This window comes from Mesorhizobium sp. M7A.F.Ca.CA.001.10.2.1, assembly GCF_003998575.1.
Lineage (GTDB): Bacteria > Pseudomonadota > Alphaproteobacteria > Rhizobiales > Rhizobiaceae > Mesorhizobium.
This window is the reverse complement of record NZ_RZQY01000887.1, coordinates 1-1,919: the sequence shown is the minus strand read 5'-3', so window position 1 is coordinate 1,919 and position 1,919 is coordinate 1. Positions and strand designations below refer to the sequence as shown.

Below are 1,919 nucleotides of genomic sequence, written 5' to 3'. Positions count from 1 at the left end.
GCAGAACAACGCGCTGCGGCATCAGGGCGTGCACCGTGGTCTCGATCGACGGCCGCAGGCCGCGCGGGTTGAGCGCTGCAATGGTGAAACCCTGCGGCTGGTCGGCGGCGCGATCGCGCTGCTCGACGGCTCTCAGCAGCGGCGCCATCGCCACCGGCACCATGATGTCATCGACGAGCGCGTCCTTCAGCCAGGTGCCGGAGGCCTTGATCCACAGCGTGTCGCCGGCTTTCAGCGAGGTGTTGCCGCCTGCCGCCTGGGTCAGATGCGGGCTCCGCCCGATGCTGGCCGAAAGCGCCCGCAAGGCCGCCAGTTCCTGCGCATCAGCTTGGGTCGCCATGGCGCTTTTCCTCCAACGGCTCGGCCGTGTCCTGCGCGAAATCCCGTTGCCGGGGTCGAATTGGCGCTGATATCGCAGATACGAGTGATCTACGTCAATAGTGATCTACTATCATCAAAACCCGCTTGCAATCTGGCTAATGTTGAGTAAGTTGCGCCAACTGCCATGGAAAATGGCATCCGGGAGGAAAGAATTGAGCGACTCCGGCCGCCAGCGTCAGATCGTCGAACTGCTGCGGGATCGTCCGTTCGCTTCGGTGCGTGAGCTGCAGGAACGGCTTGGCGTTTCGGCCGCGACGGTCAGGCGCGACATCGACCGGATCGACGAGGCCGGCGAAGCACGGAAGGTCTATGGCGGCATCTCGGCACTCGACGGCGCTTCCCAGGCCGGTGTCGCCTACGCCCGGCCCTATGACGAGAACCGCGACCTTGCGGTCGAGGCCAAGCGGCAGATCGCCGCTCTGGCGGCGACCATGGTGCGTGACGGCGACGCCGTTATCGTGCATGGCGGCTCGACCTGCTTCCATCTCGGGGTCAAGCTCGCCGAGCGCAACATCCGCCTCTACACCAACTCGATGCCGCTGGCGGCCTATCTCAGCGACCACGGCCATTGCAGCCTGACGGTTGCCGGCGGTGATCTGCATCGCGAGCCCGGCATCATCCATTCGCTCACCCAGGCCGTGCCTTTCTACGCCTCCAAATTCTTTCTCGGCGCGCAAGGCCTTGGCCAGGAAGGCGTGATGGAATCGCACCCGCTGCTGGTACGCTCGATCGTCGATCTCAGCCTCTGCGCCGACCAGATCGTGGTGCTGGCCGATAGCCGCAAACTGTCGATCCACGCGCGCAATGTCGCGCTGCCGCTTTCGCGCATCGGCACGCTGGTCACCGACGACGGCCTCTCCGACGCAGATGCGCGCATGCTGGAAGACGCCGGCGTCATGGTGCGGATAGCCTCGGGAGCCATCCAGTGAAGGTGGCTGTCCTCGATTTCGGCAAGACCAATTCGAAGCTGTTCGTCTTCGGCCAGGACGGGCGGATCATCGACGAGCGCCGGACACAGCCGAAATGGGTGCGCCAAGACGGCTTCAGCGTGCTCGACGAGGCGGCCCTCCACCATTGGGCGCTCAGCGCCGTTGCCGATGCGGTCGACGGTCATGGAGTGGAAGGGGTGATGGTGTCGGGCCATGGCTGCACCTTTGCCTTGGTCGACGAGGCGGCGCTGACGCGTCCGATCCTCGATTACGAGCAAGAGCCGCCGGCCGAGATTGCCGCGCGGATCGATCGCCGCATTCCTGACTTTTCCGAGACGTTCTCGCCGCGGCTGCCGCTCGGCTTCAACTACGGCCGCCACATGCTGTGGCTGCAGGAGGTCGATCCGGACGCGTTCGCTGCGTCGAAATCGATCCTCGGCTATCCGCAATACTGGAGCTGGCGCCTTGGCGGGCGGGCGGTCTCGGAAGTGTCCTATCTCGGCTGCCATTCGCATCTGTGGGCGCCGCGCCGCCAAGACTTTTCCTCGCTGGTCGACGCGCAGGGCTGGCGTGACCGGATGCCTGCCTTCGAGCGCGCCGGCACTGTTA

General features: G+C 65.1%; 1 protein-coding gene and 2 pseudogenes. 2 read left to right on the top strand and 1 reads right to left on the bottom strand.

From position 1 onward, the window contains the following. Window positions 1–340, bottom strand: a pseudogene (locus EN964_RS33075) (class II aldolase/adducin family protein); the annotation flags it as partial. Window positions 341–533: 193 nt separating this feature from the next. Between EN964_RS33075 and EN964_RS33070 the strand changes: the two are divergent. Both EN964_RS33070 and EN964_RS33065 read left to right on the top strand, forming a co-directional pair. Further along, the gene (locus EN964_RS33070) at window positions 534–1,310 is read left to right on the top strand and encodes a DeoR/GlpR family DNA-binding transcription regulator (RefSeq protein ID WP_127266683.1); all 777 of its coding nucleotides are present in this window, start codon (window positions 534–536) and stop codon (window positions 1,308–1,310) included. Continuing rightward, a pseudogene (locus EN964_RS33065) lies at window positions 1,307–1,919 on the top strand (carbohydrate kinase); the annotation flags it as partial. The gene EN964_RS33070 and the pseudogene EN964_RS33065, both read left to right, overlap by 4 nt.